The organism is Ignavibacteriota bacterium, assembly GCA_019637995.1.
GTDB lineage: Bacteria > Bacteroidota > Ignavibacteria > Kapaibacteriales > UBA2268 > JANJTB01.
Map to the genome: position 1 here is coordinate 129,572 of JAHBUQ010000005.1, position 18,154 is coordinate 147,725.

The window sequence follows — 18,154 nt, forward strand, 5'->3', positions numbered from 1 at the left end:
ATGAAACGTTACTATCTTTTTATAAATTAAATATAATATAAAAATAATAAATATGGCTTTAAATTGTGGAATTGTGGGTTTGCCAAATGTCGGTAAATCTACTCTTTTTTCAGCATTAACTGCTGCACCTGCCGAAGCGGCAAATTACCCTTTCTGTACTATTAATCCAAATTTTGGTATCGTGGATGTTCCAGATCCGAGACTATACAAAATTGCAGAATTCATTCCGCCTCAGAAATTAATACCAACTACAGTGGAATTTGTTGATATAGCGGGACTTGTTCGCGGTGCATCCAAGGGTGAAGGTCTTGGAAATCAGTTCCTTGGAAATATCAGACAGGTTGGTGCAATCGTACACGTTGTCAGATGTTTCGATGACGATAATATCGTACATGTTGAAGGTTCGATTGACCCTGCTCGTGATATTGAAACTATCGAAATCGAACTTGCTTTGGCTGATTTGGAATCTGTCCAAAAACGCATTGACGGACTTGGTAAAATGCTTCGTTCAAATGATAAGAAAACTGTTGAAAAAGCTAAAACAGCTGAACCTGTGCTACATCTTCTCACTGAAAATCTCGATAAAGGTATTCCTGCCCGAAATTTAAATCTTGAGGAAGAGCAAATCGAATCAATTAAAGATTTGAATTTGATTACTTTAAAAAAACAAATCTATTGCTGTAATGTTGATGAAAATTCACTGGATGGCGATAATGAATATGTAAGCAAAGTAAAAGCAATAGCAGAAAAAAATGGCTCAGATGTGATTGTAATCTGCGGCAAGCTCGAATCAGAAATTTCAGAACTCGAAACTAAAGAAGAAAAAAGAGATTTCTTAGCAGCTGTTGGACTTGAGGAATCTGGTTTAGACCAGATGATAAAGGCGGCTTATCACTCGCTTGACCTTCAAACATATTTCACTGCAGGCGAAAAAGAAGTTCGTGCCTGGACTTTCAAGCGTGGATATACTGCTCCCCAGGCGGCAGGTATTATTCATACTGATTTTGAGCGTGGTTTCATACGTGCCGAAGTTTATCATTGTAATGATTTATTTGCCTTAGGCTCAGAAGCAAAAATTAAAGATGCCGGAAAGTTAAGAATCGAAGGACGTGATTATATCGTCAAAGACGGTGATGTTATGCACTTCAGATTTAATGTATAAGTGTTTTAGAACAAGGGACAGCTTTTTTAATTTGAGCTGTCCCGATGTAACTATTTTTTAAATGGTATGAGAAGTATAATTTTTGAAGATGCTTACTGACATTTTTTGAGAATTTCTCTGGCAATTTTTATAGCCGTTTCAGTATTTTCGCTATGTGTTTTTGGATTACCGTAAATTTGTACAGTAAAAGATTCATTTTTTACTAATACTGTAAGAATTGTATTGGAAGATACAAAGAGGCAAACAGCTGCATCACCAAGATTTTCATCTAAATATTTTGCTTCTCTGCCGTTTTCCTTGTAATACTCATTGTTGTATTTAGTTTTAAAAATTGCCGCATCTTCTTTTTTTATTTGTCCCACAGTAATCGAGCTTTGTTTAGAAGATCCGGGCGTTTCAAAAATACAGGAAATAAGATCGGGACTTCCTGATTTATGTATAGCACTATTATCCCTTCTGCTAACTTCATCAGGACTAATGGAAATAATCTCTGCAACTTTTTCAGTACTTATCAGACTGCATATATCATCTATGTAATTACTGTAGCAGTCTTTGGAAGTATCAGCCGACCGGCTGTCTTTGTACTTTGATGCTTCAGAATTGATTTCTGCATTTCCTTCATTTTGACCACAGCTAAATGCAAAGAGTGCATATGAAATCAGTAGTAAAAGAATGTTCTTTTGTGTTTTCATAAAGTCTCCAATATTAATTAATTTGTTAATCAAAATTTATTTATTAACATATTCTCAAAATAATAATAAGCAAAAATAACAAAAATACATTAATATCCAAATATATATTTAACATATTTTTAAATCTGCAATATTGAAATTAGGTGGAACTTTATAAATCAGGAGTGTCTGTTAGCAAAATTATTAATTTATTTGAGCAAATAAGGAATCTCAACAAAAAATATGCCTCTTTAGCCTGAATGAATATTCTTCAATGCTAAAGAGGCATTATTTTGAATCTTAACCCCATTTGGTTATCTTGCGACAACAATTTTTCCATTAAATGTTTTCATTCCAATTTGAACTATTATATAGTAAGTTCCGTTTGGAACTTTATTGCCAAATTCATCTGTCAGCTCCCATTGTAGATTAAACTCGCCTGAAATAGCAAAGCTTGGAGCGTCAAGAGTTCTGATTTTTGAACCTGTCATATCGTAAATTTCAATTGAATTAATTGTAGCCGAAATTGGACTATTCAAAGTAATAGTAGCAATTTCTCTGGCAGGATTAGGATATGAATTTATCTCGAAACCATTTGATAAAATTTCAATTTCTTCTAATATATCGGTACCACTACCACCACCGTCGTTGTTTTCCTGATTATTATTGCCACCGAATAGTGAATCTCTCATCCACGGCTCAAGAGCAAGAAATGCTGTGTAGCGCGAAAGAACACGATTTGCCATGCTAATATCAATGATGTCACTAATTTGGCGATTATTTGGATTTGGAATACTTTCGAGATATTTCAAATGATTACCTATCCAAATTTGAGGCACTCTCATATTATTTTTAGCATTTGCTTTTGAGATTTTGATTTCTTTGAATTTTGGTTCGCTCCCGAGCATATAAGTCAGACGTATATCGAAATCATCTCCGCCGATGTATTTACCAACAAGTGTCAATGTGTTATTGCTATTCTGAACTTCATAGAAATGATATGCAAAACCCTCATTTGTTGTTATAAAGTAATTCAGATTTTCAGGTAATGTGAAAATATACTTTGTAAAACTTTTGAACATTGTCGGTATAGATTGAGAATTAGACCAGATATTTAAATATTCACCCTTTGTAATACGGGCTAAGTTGAAATATAGATATTCATTACCACGATAATTAACATTATTTATACGATTTGTTCTAAGTTTTGATGAATGAGCAAAATCCATAGAATAAATTTTGGTTTTGAATTTAATTTTTGCAGTAATATGATTGATTAAATCATTAGCTGTCTTTAAGTCTCCAAATGAATCAGACGAAGAATAAATAACAATTCCTGCCTTATTATCTTCGGTTGAATTGATTTTATTTATAGCTTCGTTGACTAATAAAGGCAGTGAAGGGAAATCAGCTACATCTTTCTGCATCTCATCAATTTTGGAGAGAAGGTAAGCTTTTCCGTCAGCATTCATATTCACCCAATCCGGACTTATTTGCTTAATCTGCCCGACTTTGCTTGTATATAGAATGTTGATTTCGTCTCCGGCGCTGTAAGTTTTGGCAATTTCGCTGATAAAATTATTTACATTATACTCAACTGCATTAGCAGGCATACTTCTAACATATTCAAATACATAAATATGTTTTACATTTTCTTTTTCCGGAAGTAGCGAGTTTGTATTCATCGCCATTTGGAAATATTTGTCATTACCGGTATTAAATTTAGAAAAGTGAATTCCTTCAACTAAATCACCAGTATAGCTGAAATTTTTATTTGCAATGAACTGGTTAGTCGGAATTTCGCAGTATTCATGATTTCCAAAAAATTCGCTACTACGGGTGGCAAATTGATATGTTTTCGACAGGTTTAGGTAAGTAATATCTGTATTAGTCTCATCACCAAGGAAAATAACTCCAACATTTGCAGGGGATTTAACAAGTGAAAACCAAATATCAGGCACTTCAATTTTGAATTTTCCATCCTCAATTGAATTAGGAATAAGCATACTTATTAGAAATTTCCTGTAAGTTGTACCAGCAAGAGGAAAAAGTCGAAATTCATAATTGACTGGTGAATTTTTGAAGAACAATGATGGGTCACGTCTGAATCTATGTACGATATCTTCATAAATTGTGCTTGCAGTCCAGCGATCAATCAAGTCTGCATAAACGAGTGTATCCTCCACCCAGAGCCATGAGTCATTTACGATAGCACCTTCAGGAAGCTGGAAATAACTTTCAATTTCTACTGTATCCTTTATGCTATTGAATTGAGTGCCATCAGTTGAAATGTTTATCATGTAGGAAATCTGAGTGTAAGCTCCCTCCGGTTTGATAATGACAGTCAGACTGTCCATTGTGGCTAGGGATGTTCTCCACATGCCCTGCGGGTCAATAAGTCGTATTGACTTGTTCTGGCTCTGAAGCCCTGTTGATGCTATTATCACTAAAGATATCAGCACTGCTAAAAAAGTAGTTGCACTCTTCATTGAGGCACCTTTCAATTAGTTGATATTCAGTTACATTTATTCTAAAAAAACTATTTCAACTTTTATGCGAATCAACAAATATATAGACAATTCAACTATCAATTAAGTTACAAAATATTTTATTAATTTTGATTTTATTTAAAATAATATTTTTTTACAATAAAATTGTATAAGTTATATCTTAGATTTATTTTACAAGAATTAATAATAAGACTATTCAAATTATGAATATCAATAGAAAAGACATACCTTATAATTATTCAGGAATCCTTCTTAACATTCCGGAAATAGAATATTCCACTTTCGGCAATATCAAAATTTACAAATATCAGGACAACTCTCAACCATTAGTTAACTTTAAAGTTAATTTTAAAAACGGAGCTGCTGCCGATAATATCCCGGGCGTAGCAAATTATACTATGTCAATGCTTCAAAGTGGTACGAAGAATCTTAGTGCCGGTGAAGTATCCGAAAAATTCGAATCTCTTGGTGCATCTTACTTTTTCAATGCTTACTGGGATGAATCTTCAGCCGGATTTTCTGCTATGGAGAATTTCTTTGAACCTTGCTTCGATACTATTGTAGAATGTATTTTCAATCCTGCATTTGATGATGCTGAAATATCACGGCAGAGGGACAGAATATCAGCAGGAATAATGCATAATTCTGCTGACCCGAATTATATTGCTCAGGTTGCTTTTAACAAAGGTATTTATCGTAATCATCCGTATGGCAATCCAAGAACAGGCGGGCTTTCGGATGTTGCACAAATTACGAAAAAGGATATTGTTGATTTTTATGATTTACTTATTAGCAAATCTGAAATCAGCATAATTATTACCGGTAATTTTGATAACGATTACATAGATAAGCTGATTGAATCTAAGTTTCAAGGTGTTATGAATAATTCCGGTCAAATTAATATACCTGATTATGTAGCATCAAATTTAGTGAATGTGATAGCCGGCAAAGATGATGCTATGCAGACTAATTTAAGAATTGGTAGGCAAAGCATTGATAGAAAGAATCCAGATTATCCGGCATTTCAGGTTGTTAATACAATATTTGGCGGATATTTTTTATCCAGACTTAATCATGTGCTGAGAGAAACAAAAGGGCTGACTTACGGCATACATTCCTATCTTGATATGAGACAACATGGTAATGTCTTTACAATTTCAACAAGCATAAATGCTGAGAAAACGCTGGAATCAATTAAAGATATTTTCGAAATATCCATGAATATGTCAATAGAAAAGCTCGAGAAATCTGAAATTGAGCGAAGTATTGAGTTTATGACGGGTTCATTTGCCCGCTCACTTGAGACCCCAAAACAAATAACCGGAATAATTCAGACTCTTGACAGTTTTGAACTTGATACTGATTTTCTTAGGAAATTTTATCGCGATTTACGTTTACTTACAATTGATGAAATATTTGAAGTACAGAAAAAGTATTTCTCAGACACAAATTATATGATTGCAGCTACAGGAAATGCTGATTTTCTTAGCACAGCGATAAGTGAATTTGGTGAATTTGAAATACTCGAAATTAGTTAATTTGTATATTTTGATTGATAATTTTGTAGAAGTATGATGAGAAAGTCAGATTCAAATTTTAATCCGCTAATAAAACTTTTTGCCATATTTTCAGGCATTTTATTTATGATCGTTTCTTGTGATGACCCTAACAGACCACAGGACAGTGAGCGAGACCTTGATTTGATGATTGGTCAGATGCTTATGATTGGTTTTCGTGGAGTTGATGTTGATGAAACTTCCCCAATTGTTAATGACATTCGTGCCGGAAGAGTCGGAGGAGTAATCCTCTTCGATAAAGATGTCGCTCTTGGCTACGCTCAAAGAAATATAGTTTCACCTGAGCAGGTTGAAAAACTTAATTCCAAACTTCAATCTTATTCAGGTACATATAAATTATTAATCGCCGTTGATCAAGAAGGTGGGAGGGTTGCCAGACTTAAGACTGATTATGGTTTTTTACAGACTGTAACTCAACAGTATCTCGGAACTTTAAATAATCCCGATACTACAAAATTCTATGCCGACAGGACTGCAGAAACTCTTAATAATGCACGCTTCAATGTGAATTTTGCTCCTGTTGTTGATTTGAATGTAAATCCAAATAGCCCTGCTATTGGAGCTTTAGAAAGGAGTTTTTCAAGAGAGCCACATATTGTGATCTCGAATTCTGAAATTTTGATTAAATCGCAAAAGCAAAAAAAAGTACTTTCCTGTTTGAAGCATTTTCCAGGGCATGGCAGTGCATCAGCTGATTCACATCTGGGATTCACAGATATTACCAATTCTTGGAGTGAAGAAGAATTAGTTCCTTATCGTGAATTAATCAAGCGTAATGAAATCAATATGATAATGACCGCACACGTATTTAATTCTAAACTCGACAGTGTTTATCCGGCAACTTTATCGGGCAGTATAATTAGTGGCATTCTACGAGGGCAGCTTGGTTTTGATGGTGTTGTAGTGTCTGATGATATGAATATGAAGGCAATTTCTGAGCATTACGGTCTTGAGTATGCTCTCGAAATGTCAATTAAAGCCGGTGTTGATGTAATTGTGTTTGGCAATAATTTGATTTATGACGATGAGATTGCTTCAAAAGCAGTAAACATTATCAAAGACTTAGTTTATTCGGGAAAGATTTCTAAAGAAAGAATCAAACAATCATACAAAAGAATTGTACTTTTAAAAAGTAAAATCTAATATATTATGCAAATATTTGAAAATTATTCGTTAAAAAAGAAAAATTCATTTGGCTTGAATTCTATTGCTAAACGCTATATTGCAATAGAAAGCAGAGATGATTTTACAAAGTTGAGAGATTATATTGATATTGATAACTACATTTTACTTGGGGGAGGCTCTAATGTCGTTCTTCCTGAATTTATTGATGGAACTGTTGTCGAAATTTTGATTGATGAAATTTCATATACTGAGAATAGTGATAGTTCAAGAATTATAAAAGTTGATGCAGGAGTAGTTTGGGATATTTTTGTTCGTAAGTCAATAGAAATTGGTGCTTATGGCTTTGAAAATCTTGCGGCTATTCCCGGGAAAGTAGGTGCTGCTCCTATTCAAAATATTGGTGCTTATGGTATCGAGCAGGCAAAATATTTCGAATCCCTTGAAGCTTTTGACCTGAAAACAGGTGTTGTTATTAATATGGTTAATAATGACTGTGAATTTGCTTATAGAAACTCATTTTTTAAGAAGAATAAGCATGATCTAATCATAACCTCTGTAACCTATAAGTTTGCAGATTGGAAACCGGTTGTAAATTATAAAGATGTTACCGAAGAGCTAAAAAATTATAATTCAGGCGAGATATCCCCTCATTTGATATATGAATTAATAACTAAAATCCGCAGCAGGAAGCTCCCAAACCCTGAAATTGAAGGTAATGCAGGCAGTTTCTTTAAGAATCCTGTATTGCCGGTTTCTGAGTATCATTCGCTTATTGCAAGTTACCCTGATTTGACAGGCAATCCTGATGGAGAAAACATCAAAATATCTGCTGCCAAACTAATCGAGAAAGCCGAGTGGAAGGGTAAAGGTCTTAATGATGATAGTCGGATAATAGTATCACCTCGGCACTCTCTTGTTTTAATAAATTTGGGCGGTGGAACTTATAAGGAAATTTTCGATTTGTCTGCTGCAATAATTGAAGATGTTAAAAATAAATTCGGAATTTCACTCGAAAGAGAAGTCAATATAATTCCATCATAAAATCTTATTTAATCATATTTTCATTTATAAATAATCCAATGTTTAAAATTATCTCTATGATTTTTTACATATATACTCAAAGACACGGATATTTAATAACTTACGAGAAATTGTATTGCAATTTAATTTTCATTATTCATATTAACAAATTAATGATAAATTATACAATCAATATAATATACCATTAAAAATATTTCATAAATAAATTCAAAAAAAATGATAAACTTTTGCTGAATCTGTAATTTTGAGAAATTGATATCAAAAAAAAATATTTAATAAATTAAAATAGTTTGAAATATTAATTTATTATAAAAAATTATGTTATATTTGTAAGGCGATTCATATGCTAAAAAATATTTTTAGATTAATCATAGGAAAAAGTAACCCGGAGTTTGAGATGCTTGGTGAGAATAAATTTGAATGGCTTATTGTCGGACTCGGAAATCCCGGTCCACGTTATGAGAAAACCCGTCATAACATTGGTTGGATGGTTCTTGATTTTATAGCTGAAAAATTTGCTTGCGAATTCAAGCACAGCATGTATATTAATTCCTTTACTTTGAATATACACGAACATCATCTTGCATTTGTTAAGCCAAATATTTTCATGAATAACTCAGGTGAGCCTGTAAAAAGACTTGCTGATCGTTATCAAATCCCGACTGAGCGTGTATTAGTTATCAGTGATGAGTTGAATTTTCCGCTTGGTAAGTTACATCTTAGATCAGGTGGCTCTGATGGAGGTCATAATGGAGTTGCATCTGTAATTGATAAACTGGAGACTACTAACTTTTTGAGATTAAGGTGCGGCATAGGTAATGAATTTGAAACCGGTGACATGATTGATTATGTTTTGGGCGAATTCACACCTGAACAGCAAAACGACTTGGAAAAAATGATTAAAAATGCTGCAGAATGTGTTGAATACTTGATTGATTACGGTCCCTCGAAAGCAATGCAGGCAGTTAATTCCGGTGCTTTATTTGAGAATCGAATCTAACAATCTATTATAGCATACCGCTTCGCTTTCGTATTGTCCATTCGACTGCAAACAAGAAAATCGCTATTACCAAAAGCCATGGATAGCTCCATAGTGCAAAATCATTTCTTTTAGTAAGAGGTTTTTCTTTGAAATTTTTAAGTGATTTAATGTCACTAATCAGTTTTTCAGTATTTTCGTTATAATATAGTTTACCGCCTGTGATTTCGGAAATTGCTCTTAATAAATTCACGTCAGATTTGAGATTTCTATATTCAATTTCAGTTTCGCCAATTGAGAACCTGCCATTATCAGAGCCTAATTTGTTTGATGAACGATTTACAACTGCATCAAAACTGAACTCTCCTGCTGACAATCCCTCGAGATTAGCGATATATCTGCCATTGCCAATAGAAATCATAGTCAAATCCCGTGTTTCTTCTACACCTGTGATTTTCAAGCTTATTTCGGCATTATCAACCGGTAAGTATGATGCATCATAAACCTGACCTTTAAACTCAACTTTTTCACCTTTAGTATAATTTTTCTTTGTTGTTGTTATGGCTACTCTTTTACTCAGTTCGCTGACTGAAAGCCATCTTATTGAATTTTCAATTAACTTGGTGAATCCGTCAAACTGGTCTGTCCTTCCTTTTGAGACTTCAGCCGCATAGCCGAGAAGTTTCCAGCGGAAAAGACTATAGCCAATAATAGCGACAGATTTCCTGGAGTTGACATTGCGTGTAATAATGAATGGTTCATTAAGTGGCACATTATTCACTTTAAAAGTAGCTATAATCTCACTCTCGGGCTTAGGTCTGACAAAAGTTTCTGTGCGAAGAACAGGCGGCAGATTTCTCCATTTTGAAATATCATCATCAGTACCTTCGACTCTCATTATTGGGCTGGTTATTGCTTTTGCTGTGAAATCAGCAGTTATACCAAATTCTACGGGGCGTGATGATGCGGTATTGAAGGGGAGATTATCTTCAAGTTTCTTCAGCTTATTGAAATCAGTATTTAATGATGTTATGAGAAATATTGGCTTACCATTCGAAAGTTCTTTTGATATTCTGTCTAAAATATTGTCTGGAGTTGAGCTTACAGGAAAACCTATTAAAATAAAAAGTTCGGTATCGGCAATATCTGTTTCAGATGGTGTTTTGAAAAATGAAGAGCCCGAACTTTGGACGAACTCACTTATTTCAATACCCGGAAGAGTCATCAAATATTGCTTTATGAAGGACAAATCAGGACTTGGAGCTCCAGCAAAGAGTGAAACTTTACGCTTGTTTTTTAGAACTTTTACATATTCACTAAGAGAATTATTTTTCTCGGTAATTTCTCCATCTTTAGCATCAATTCTAACTGAAATTTTTCTGTTTCCTGCTTCTTTAGGTATATATGTATGATAAATAGTACTTTCAAATAACTCATCACCGCTCAAAATTTCACGGGAATCAAGTAATTGATTATTATCAAAAATTGATAATTTTAAAATTTCATCTTGAAAGCCAACGGATTTGATGTTGATATTAACAGGAACAGGATTATCAATATATGCAATATCATTCAGAATTATGGTTTGTATTGAAATATCTTTCGGTTCAGTTGTATCTCCAATACATATTGTAAAAACCGGCAAACCCAACTCTTCTGATATGTAAAGCGGATTGCTGCCACTATTGAAAGAACCATCGGTAAAAAGAGCTACAGCTCTGATATTATCATCACTTTTTTTATTGAAAATGCTACGAATAGCATCAGATATATTTGTACTGTTTTCATTAAATCCAAGAGAGTCGAGCTTAAATACATCAATATTTCTATAATTGTCGCCAAATAATGTAAAATTTGCTTCATCTTCGGAGAGTTTGTCAATTTTGCTGTTTGAGATTGATTTTAGATATTTTTCCTTCCTGTCGCCTGCTGCATCTTCCAAAGACATTGAAATTGAATTATCCAAAAGTACTGCCACTTTAGGCAGTATTACAGAACTCTTTAAACCTGTAAATACAGGTTCGAATAATGAAAAAATCAGTAATACGAGGGCAACCGACCTAAGACCTGCAAGCAAAGTTTTTTTGCCTCTGCTTACATCAGGATTTGTTCTGATATAGATAAATATAGTAAATAATAATGCTGCCAACATCAATAAAATCAATATTAACCAGCTGCCTGAGATTCCTAAATTATATGTATTCATTTAAATATTTGAATGATTTTCTAATTATTGAGTTTAAATTAATTTAAACTTATATCAATTGACATTTCAAATGTCCGAATTTAAATAACGTTTATTTTATCAAAAGATTTTTGAAAAATGAGAGCAATTTATTTATTTGTTTAGTTTTTCAATTTATTTACAAGTATATTGGTATTGTTTCGTTTTTTAAGTTGATGTAATCATTTTTTTTAAAGAGGATATTAATGCCAAATAAAGATAATAAATCAGATTCGATATTTTTTACTGATAGTCAAAATCCTGAAACATATTCTTTAAAAAACCAAATAGCAGAACATTTGGAATTTCGTTTAGTTAAAGATAGAGTAACAGCAACTTTAGAGGACATTTACAAAGCAGTTTCTCTATCAGTCAGAGACAGAATGATACGCAACTGGCTCAGGACACAGAATCAGTATTATCGAAGTGATGTAAAAAGGGTTTACTATCTTTCGATGGAATTTCTAATGGGCAGACTTCTTGGCAATGCCCTCACAAATTTGGGATTTTATGAAGAATGTCACGATTTAGTTCAGGAAATGGGGTATGATCTTGAAGCAATCATAGATGTAGAGCATGATATGGGTCTCGGTAATGGTGGCTTGGGAAGATTAGCTGCTTGCTTTCTTGACTCGATGGCTACACTTGAACTTCCTGCTTTTGGATACGGGATCAGATATGAATACGGCATATTTGAGCAGGATATTATCAAAGGTTATCAGGTGGAAAGACCTGATAACTGGCTCCACTACGGCAGTCCATGGGAAATAATCAGACCTGAATATACTTACAAAATACAATTTCACGGCAGAATTGAATCTTACACTGACAACTCAGGCAAAACAGTTTACAAATGGGTTGGAACAAAAGATGTAATGGCTGTTGCTTATGATGTTCCTGTACCGGGATACAATAACCACACTTGCAATAATTTAAGACTTTGGGAAGCAAAAGCAACCCATGATTTTGATTTTTCATCTTTCAACGAAGGTGATTACATCAAAGCTGTAGAAAATAAATACGAAACTGAAAATATATCCAAAGTACTATATCCAAATGATAATACAGTTGCCGGTAAGGAACTGAGACTCAAACAGCAGTATTTCTTTGTGTCTGCATCGCTTCAGGATATTATCCGGAGATATAAAGTAAATCACAGCAACTTTTCATATTTTGCCGATAAAAATACACTTCAGCTTAATGATACACATCCGGCTATTGCTATTCCCGAACTTATGCGAATACTTATTGATCAGGAAGGACTGCAGTGGGATGAAGCCTGGGCAGTTACTACAAATACATTTGCATATACTAATCACACTGTACTCAGTGAGGCATTAGAAAGATGGTCAGTCGAGTTGTTTGGAAGACTTCTACCCCGTCATCTCCAGATTGTTTTTGAGATTAACGCCAGATTTCTTTCGAAAATCAGAATGCAATATCATAATGATGTTGAAAGAATCAAACGAATGTCAATAATTGAGGAAGGTGATGATAAGAAAATCCGCATGGCACACTTAGCCATTGTTGGCAGTTTCTCTGTCAATGGTGTTGCGGCTCTGCATACAGAGATTATCAAGGCAAAAGTTTTCCCGGATTTTTACAATTGGCAGCCCTATAAATTTAACAGTAAAACAAACGGTATAACTCAGCGGCGATGGCTTAAGAAAGCAAATCCATTTTTATCTCAGGTTATTACCGAAAAAATAGGTGACGGCTGGATTACTGATTTGTACAAACTTCGGGATTTAGAAAAATACTCAAGTGACAATGATTTTCTTGAACTTATCAACGAAGCAAAATGGACTAACAAAAAGAAATTAATTTCGTATATTGAAAATAATTATAATATTAAAATTAATCCAAAATCAATATTCGATACTCAAATCAAGAGAATCCACGAATACAAACGCCAGCTTTTGAATGTAATTCATATTGTTGCATTATACAACAGAATCAAAGAAAATCCTAACGCTGATTTTGTCCCCCGGACAATGATTTTCGGGGGTAAATCTGCTCCCGGCTACCATACAGCTAAAATGATTATTAAATTGATACACTCAATCGCGGATATAATCAATAATGATCCTGATGTCGGAGATAAACTGAAAGTTGTATTCCTCAAAAATTACTCTGTTACATTAGCTGAATTAATTATACCTGCATCGGACTTATCCGAGCAGATTTCTACTGCCGGATATGAAGCATCAGGAACGGGTAATATGAAGTTCCAGCTTAATGGAGCCCTGACTATCGGTACTCTGGATGGCGCTAATATCGAAATGATGGAAGAAATGGGCAGGGAAAATATGTATATTTTTGGTCTTAATTCCGATGAGGTAGCAGAAATTCATAGAAATGGTTATAATCCTTATTATTATTATGAAACAAACCACGAACTAAAATCGGCTATTGATTTAATTAAATCAAATTATTTTAATGATTTAGAGCCCGGTATATTTGATGATTTGATGAATTCACTTCTATATCATGGTGATAAATATTGCCTTTTGGCGGATTTTGAATCATACTCAATTGCACAAAATTTCGCGGCAGAAGAATTCAATAATCAAAATTTATGGGCTCAAAAATCTCTGCTCAATATTGCAAGAGTAGGCAAATTCTCAAGTGACAGAACTATTAAGCAATATGCCGATGAAATCTGGAAAATTTCAAGTCACCCAATAATATCTACAAATGGAAAAGCGTGATTTTTTAAAAATTAGTGCGCTGGCTTCTACCGGAATCTTTATGGGTTCCGGTATTAGCTATTCGCAAAATAAAATATCAAAAAATCCTGAAATTAAAAAAATTAAGCCTAAAGCACTTAAAGCAGGCGATAAAGTAAGAATTGTCTCGCCAGGAACAGCAGTAAGTGACCCTGATGACATACAAAAAGCTACAGAAATTGTATTAGGACTTGGATTAGAGCCAATCTTTTCCAACCATTTGATTTATGGTTCCGGTTACAAAACAAGAACAATTCCTGAACGGGTTAATGATATTCATGAAGCTTTTTTGGATAAATCTGCATCAGCCGTATTTTGTATCAGAGGTGGATACGGCTCTGCCCAGCTTGTGGATTCAATTTATTACGATATAATTCGAAATAATCCGAAAGTTTTTTGCGGATACAGCGATATAACAGCACTTCATTCAGCTATAGGCAAGAAAACAGGTCTTGTTACATTTCACTCGCCTGTTTTGCTATCGCCATTCACACCTTATACTCAAGATATTTTCACTCGTATGCTATTTACACCTGACAATTTCGGTGAACTTAGAAATCCTACCGGAAAATACGGCTTAAGGGCTAGTTATCCGATAAGAACGATTATTTCAGGTATTGCTCAGGGTGAAATAACAGGTGGTAATTTGTCGCTTATAAGCTCGCTTGTTGGTACAGATTATGCTATAAATTCAAAAGGTAAAATTCTAGTTCTTGAAGATGTCGGAGAACCTCCTTACAGGATTGACAGAATGATGAACCAGTTGCGTTTGAACGGGTTGCTCGAAGATGCTGAAGGAATAATTTTTGGAAAATGCAGTGATTGTGTTGCCGGAACCCACCAATCAACATGGGATTACAGTCTTGGTGAAGTTTTGGATTTCTATCTGAAGCCACTAAATAAACCTGCTTTCTATGGATTGATGTTTGGACATACTTCTGAGCAGGCAACAATTCCTCTCGGTTGCAAGGCTCTTATGGATTCATCCTCAGGTACTCTGGATATTGTTGAGAATTGCGTAGAGTAGAACTATATTTCTATATCCATTTTTTTTAGCCATTGTCTGATTTTGACAGCCTGAGGAGATTTCGAAGGTACGGATTCAAGGTATTTTTTGAAATCCTGAGATGCCAAATCAATCTGATTATCTGATTTAAACGCCATACCTCGGTTGAGATATCCTTGATGATTATCAGGTTTGATTTCAATAGCAAGTGTAAAATCTTCAAGTGCTTTTTTGTATAGTTTGAGTCTCATAAAGGTATTACCTCTGCCGATATAAGCAGAAAACAGCTTTGGTTTTAGTGCAATTGCTCTATTAAAAAGCTTTATAGCTTCTCTGAATTGCTCGAGTGCAATATGGCAATTAGCTTTGCTGATATAAGCAGAAGCGAGTCCGGGAGAAAGCTGAAGAGCAAAGTCAAAATCATGCATCGCCTCCATATATCTTTTTTGAACAAGGTAAGTATTTCCGCGATTGTAGTATATATTGGGAGAACTTGGATTTAGTTTCAAGGCTTGAGCATAGTCATCAGAGGCTTCCTGATATTTCCTTACAGTAAAATATGTTATACCCCGATTATTATATGCATCTGCAAAATTTGGATTTATTCTTATGGATTCATTGAAATCTTTTATAGCATTGGCATACTCCTTCATTTTTAAAAATGCCAGTCCGCGATAATTATGACCCAGATATGACTCATTATTTGCATTTATTGCCTTTGTGAAATCCCGCATTGCTTCCACAATTTTGTCGGTATGACTGTGGGCAAGACCTCGGGAAATATATACCTTCTCCTGATCCGGCTCTATTTTGATTGCTTCGTTATAGTCTGCAATTGCTTTGTCATACTCAGTTTTTTCGAAGTATAAATTTCCTCGTGAGACATAAGCTAAATTCAATCCCGGGTTTAATTTAATTGCTTTACTGAAGTCTTCGACAGCCTCTTTATAATCCCTGACACGAAGTCTGCAAAGTCCTCTTTTGTATAATGCAAAAGAAAATGATGGATTCAAATCCAGTGCTTTGTTGAAATCTTCAAATGCTGTTTTTACATCATTCAAAGATAAATATGCACTGCCTCGTTTAAAATATGCAAATGCAAATGTTGGATTTAGAGATATTGAGCTGGATAAATCTGCTATCGCTGAATCATAAACGCCAATATTGTTGTATGTATTGCCTCGTTTAAAATATGCAAATGATAATCTGGGATTAATACCAATAGCTCTTGTAAAGCAATCTAATGCCTTATCAAACTCTTTTGACTTGACAAAATCATCCCCACGCTCAAGCCAGGTCTCAGCGTCCTTAATATTCTCCATCATTTTATCATTGCCGGCAGACATTACATAATATCCTTATGTATATAAATTTTAAAAATATTATATAGCAATTTTTGAACCAATATTTCTATTATATCTTCATTGTTACCAATTTTGTAAATTGTTTAAACCCAAGTAAAATTGAAAAATTACTCAATAATTACTTTGATATTACTAAATTTCTTGCTTTAATCATCAAAATGTCTTACTTTTAAAGGTCTTTGAAGTATGTTTTCTATATTTCTTTTAGAAATTTTCCAAGATGCTAAGTTTCCGAATGGGACTGAAAGGGCTGTGCTGTACTTTAATCAGTTCCTTAGTTGAAAGTAGAAAGTTATAATTTTATAATGTAGAAAGTTATAATTTTATAATGTAGAAAGTTATAATGTCGAATGTTATAAAGTTATAGAGTTGAAAGTAGAAAGTTATAATGTCGAATGTTATAAAGTTATAGAGTTGAAAGTAGAAAGTTATAATGTTGAATGTTATAAAGTTATAGAGTTGAAAGTAGAAAGTTCTAAAGTAGAAAGTTATTGAGTTCAGGAATGAAAGCCAAATCCCTCTGTCACTTCGTGACGTCTCCCATTAATAAATGAGAAAGAACAACTCAGAATGAGTTGAATATTTACAAGGAAAAAAATTAAACTCAATTTATATGAAATTAAAGCCAAATATTGAACTTGAAAATGCTTTAAAGAGAGTATTTTGGGATTATAATATTGATGCCAAAGAGTTGGTTGATATATTTTATAGTAATAGTTCAAATTCAAGTATCAATCGGTTTATGATTCAAACAAAACTACTTAATGGTTTAAGTTGGCATAATCTTGTAAGAATAGTAGGATTAAATGAAGCAATAAAAATGCTGGATGATAATGTTATTAAAACAATTTTTCCAATGACATATAGAAATTCAATTAAAAATGCAAAAAGAATACTATCAGAATAATCTTTATCCATTACAGGATAAGGTTATGGAATTAATGGGAGGGCTTTCAAACGAGTTTTATCTGACCGGTGGCACGGCACTCAGTCGTTATTATCTCAATCACAGATATTCTGATGACCTGGATTTTTTTACAAATAGAGATGAAGATTTCAGACAAAATTCTGATGCATTTATTAACCTGATTTTGAAGAATTTTAAAAATGTCAAAATTGAATTGGCAAGTACAGATTTTGTTAGATTTATAATTATTGAGCAAAATACAGAGCTAAAAATCGAATTGATTAATGACGTGGCTTACCATTATAATGGTTTACATCAATATAAATGCAAAGTGGATAATTGGCAGAACATTCTTTCCAATAAAATTTCAGCAATTGCAAGAAATTCTTCAAAGGACTTTGCAGATATCTTATTTATATCAAAAAAATATAATTTCAATTGGATTGATATTTTTGAACAAGCAAAAGAAAAAGATACTTGGGTCAATGAGATAGAAATAGCTTGTTTAATTGATGAATTTCATACTAATAGATTAAAAGACATTAAATGGGTTGAAGAAAATTTAAATTTTAATGAGTTTGATATGTGCTTTAAAGTAATAGCTAAAGATATTTTGAAGGGTATTGACAACTCGCTGTTTATTAAGCACCCTATTAGTTGAATGTTATAAAGTTATAAAGTTGAAAGTTATGAAGTTGAAAGTTATGAAGTTGAATGTTATAAAGTTAAAATTCCCATCTTTGAGGGGTGGCTGCGAAACAGACGGGGTGGATTGACTTAGGGTTTTGGATTTAGAGCTTAGGTTTAGGAAAAAGCTACGTAGTAGCTTACCATTAATAGAAAAAGGTTTATGAGCTGG

The 18,154-nt window shown here is 33.6% G+C and carries 14 protein-coding genes; 9 read left to right on the top strand and 5 right to left on the bottom strand.

Translation table 11 applies throughout. The features are described from left to right. The first annotated feature begins 52 nt into the window (after positions 1-52). Positions 53-1,162: a redox-regulated ATPase YchF gene (ychF, locus tag KF896_16280; protein ID MBX3045272.1), complete on the top strand. Its 1,110-nt coding sequence runs from the start codon at positions 53-55 to the stop codon at positions 1,160-1,162. 92 nt (positions 1,163-1,254) lie between these two features. On the opposite strand, the gene KF896_16285 is transcribed toward ychF, so the two are convergent. Next, complete coding sequence (locus KF896_16285; protein MBX3045273.1) at positions 1,255-1,854, bottom strand: hypothetical protein; 600 nt, start codon at positions 1,852-1,854, stop codon at positions 1,255-1,257. A gap of 293 nt (positions 1,855-2,147) precedes the next feature. Then, entirely contained in the window at positions 2,148-4,322 is a 2,175-nt protein-coding gene (locus tag KF896_16290; protein ID MBX3045274.1) for a T9SS type A sorting domain-containing protein, read from the bottom strand. Positions 4,323-4,546: 224 nt separating this feature from the next. Here KF896_16290 and KF896_16295 point away from each other — a divergent pair, with 224 nt between their 5' ends. The 4 genes from KF896_16295 (at position 4,547) to pth (ending at position 9,086) form a co-directional block, all read left to right on the top strand. Continuing rightward, positions 4,547-5,881 (top strand): insulinase family protein, encoded by a 1,335-nt coding sequence (locus KF896_16295; GenBank protein ID MBX3045275.1) that lies wholly within the window; start codon positions 4,547-4,549, stop codon positions 5,879-5,881. A gap of 36 nt (positions 5,882-5,917) precedes the next feature. Then, the gene (locus KF896_16300) at positions 5,918-7,063 is read left to right on the top strand and encodes a glycoside hydrolase family 3 protein (protein ID MBX3045276.1); all 1,146 of its coding nucleotides are present in this window, start codon (positions 5,918-5,920) and stop codon (positions 7,061-7,063) included. 6 nt (positions 7,064-7,069) lie between these two features. Further along, positions 7,070-8,086 carry a UDP-N-acetylmuramate dehydrogenase gene (murB, locus tag KF896_16305; GenBank protein MBX3045277.1) on the top strand — a complete coding sequence of 339 codons (1,017 nt, stop codon included), beginning with the start codon at positions 7,070-7,072 and terminating at the stop codon, positions 8,084-8,086. 343 nt (positions 8,087-8,429) lie between these two features. Next, positions 8,430-9,086: an aminoacyl-tRNA hydrolase gene (gene pth, locus KF896_16310; GenBank protein ID MBX3045278.1), complete on the top strand. Its 657-nt coding sequence runs from the start codon at positions 8,430-8,432 to the stop codon at positions 9,084-9,086. A gap of 7 nt (positions 9,087-9,093) precedes the next feature. On the opposite strand, the gene KF896_16315 is transcribed toward pth, so the two are convergent. Then, positions 9,094-11,271 carry a VWA domain-containing protein gene (locus tag KF896_16315; GenBank protein MBX3045279.1) on the bottom strand — a complete coding sequence of 726 codons (2,178 nt, stop codon included), beginning with the start codon at positions 11,269-11,271 and terminating at the stop codon, positions 9,094-9,096. Between the two features lie 224 nt (positions 11,272-11,495). Here KF896_16315 and KF896_16320 point away from each other — a divergent pair, with 224 nt between their 5' ends. Both KF896_16320 and KF896_16325 read left to right on the top strand, forming a co-directional pair. Next, entirely contained in the window at positions 11,496-14,000 is a 2,505-nt protein-coding gene (locus tag KF896_16320) for a glycogen/starch/alpha-glucan phosphorylase (protein ID MBX3045280.1), read from the top strand. After that, positions 13,987-15,045 (top strand): LD-carboxypeptidase, encoded by a 1,059-nt coding sequence (locus KF896_16325; GenBank protein ID MBX3045281.1) that lies wholly within the window; start codon positions 13,987-13,989, stop codon positions 15,043-15,045. The genes KF896_16320 and KF896_16325 overlap by 14 nt, the downstream gene beginning before the upstream one ends. A gap of 2 nt (positions 15,046-15,047) precedes the next feature. On the opposite strand, the gene KF896_16330 is transcribed toward KF896_16325, so the two are convergent. Next, positions 15,048-16,370, bottom strand: coding sequence for a tetratricopeptide repeat protein (locus KF896_16330; protein ID MBX3045282.1), 1,323 nt, complete (start codon positions 16,368-16,370; stop codon positions 15,048-15,050). 631 nt (positions 16,371-17,001) lie between these two features. On the opposite strand from KF896_16330, the gene KF896_16335 reads away from it, so the two are divergent. Further along, the gene (locus KF896_16335) at positions 17,002-17,295 is read left to right on the top strand and encodes a hypothetical protein (GenBank protein MBX3045283.1); all 294 of its coding nucleotides are present in this window, start codon (positions 17,002-17,004) and stop codon (positions 17,293-17,295) included. Then, positions 17,270-17,956 carry a nucleotidyl transferase AbiEii/AbiGii toxin family protein gene (locus KF896_16340; protein MBX3045284.1) on the top strand — a complete coding sequence of 229 codons (687 nt, stop codon included), beginning with the start codon at positions 17,270-17,272 and terminating at the stop codon, positions 17,954-17,956. Before KF896_16335 ends, KF896_16340 begins: the two co-directional genes overlap by 26 nt. Before the next feature lie 3 nt (positions 17,957-17,959). On the opposite strand, the gene KF896_16345 is transcribed toward KF896_16340, so the two are convergent. Then, on the bottom strand, positions 17,960-18,154 hold a 195-nt coding region (locus KF896_16345; protein ID MBX3045285.1), incomplete at its 5' end, for a hypothetical protein.

Coding starts and splice junctions, on each gene's coding strand:
- ychF (MBX3045272.1), top strand. CDS start 53: ATGGCTTTAAATTGTGGAATTGTGGGTTTGCCAAATGTCGGTAAATCT.
- KF896_16320 (MBX3045280.1), top strand. CDS start 11,496: ATGCCAAATAAAGATAATAAATCAGATTCGATATTTTTTACTGATAGT.
- KF896_16315 (MBX3045279.1), bottom strand. CDS start 11,271: ATGAATACATATAATTTAGGAATCTCAGGCAGCTGGTTAATATTGATT.
- pth (MBX3045278.1), top strand. CDS start 8,430: ATGCTAAAAAATATTTTTAGATTAATCATAGGAAAAAGTAACCCGGAG.
- KF896_16290 (MBX3045274.1), bottom strand. CDS start 4,322: ATGAAGAGTGCAACTACTTTTTTAGCAGTGCTGATATCTTTAGTGATA.
- KF896_16335 (MBX3045283.1), top strand. CDS start 17,002: ATGAAATTAAAGCCAAATATTGAACTTGAAAATGCTTTAAAGAGAGTA.
- KF896_16340 (MBX3045284.1), top strand. CDS start 17,270: ATGCAAAAAGAATACTATCAGAATAATCTTTATCCATTACAGGATAAG.
- KF896_16330 (MBX3045282.1), bottom strand. CDS start 16,370: ATGTCTGCCGGCAATGATAAAATGATGGAGAATATTAAGGACGCTGAG.
- KF896_16300 (MBX3045276.1), top strand. CDS start 5,918: ATGAGAAAGTCAGATTCAAATTTTAATCCGCTAATAAAACTTTTTGCC.
- murB (MBX3045277.1), top strand. CDS start 7,070: ATGCAAATATTTGAAAATTATTCGTTAAAAAAGAAAAATTCATTTGGC.
- KF896_16295 (MBX3045275.1), top strand. CDS start 4,547: ATGAATATCAATAGAAAAGACATACCTTATAATTATTCAGGAATCCTT.
- KF896_16325 (MBX3045281.1), top strand. CDS start 13,987: ATGGAAAAGCGTGATTTTTTAAAAATTAGTGCGCTGGCTTCTACCGGA.
- KF896_16285 (MBX3045273.1), bottom strand. CDS start 1,854: ATGAAAACACAAAAGAACATTCTTTTACTACTGATTTCATATGCACTC.